At 74.0% G+C, this 503-nt stretch carries 1 protein-coding gene; it reads right to left on the bottom strand.

The genetic code is table 11. The annotated features are described in order from the left end of the window. Positions 1-474: transposase (locus BKE38_RS30145; RefSeq protein ID WP_242662634.1), on the bottom strand; the 474-nt coding region annotated here is incomplete at its 3' end. Positions 475-503 lie beyond the last annotated feature (29 nt).

Below are 503 nucleotides of genomic sequence, written 5' to 3'. Positions count from 1 at the left end.
CAGCGGGGTCGCGGCGGGCAGGGCGCCGGCGGCCGCGGCGATGCGGGTGGTTTCGATCAACCGGATGCAGGTTTCGGACAAATCCGGGTCCGGCATCAGCCAAGGGGGCGCGCGCAAGGCGGAACGCAGGCCGATGCGGCGGATCAGCACGACCAGCGGCAGGCCGAGGATGCGGTGGGCGCGGCGGGTGGCGCGGACGATGAAATGCTCGATGGCGCGGAGGGGGTGGCGTGGCGCGGCGTCGGCCAGGGCCTCCAGCAGGCGCGGCCAGAGGCCGGCATGGGTCAGGCGGCGGAAATAGCGGGCGACGGTGTCAGGGTTGCCGAAACGCTCCGGCAGCAGGCGCCAGGGGTCGTGGCTGACGGCCAGGGCGAAGATGCCGTCCATGCGCTGGCGCAGGTCGGCGATGGGCCGGCCCTGCGGCGAGCGGTGCAGCAGATAGGGAAGGAGCGCGGCCCATTCCAGGTCCGTCATCGGGGCCCAGGGACGGGGCGGCGTCAGGC

This window comes from Teichococcus deserti, from assembly GCF_001982615.1.
Taxonomy (GTDB): domain Bacteria; phylum Pseudomonadota; class Alphaproteobacteria; order Acetobacterales; family Acetobacteraceae; genus Pseudoroseomonas; species Pseudoroseomonas deserti.
Note: the sequence above shows the minus strand (reverse complement) of the source record. Positions and strands in the feature narration are given on the sequence as shown.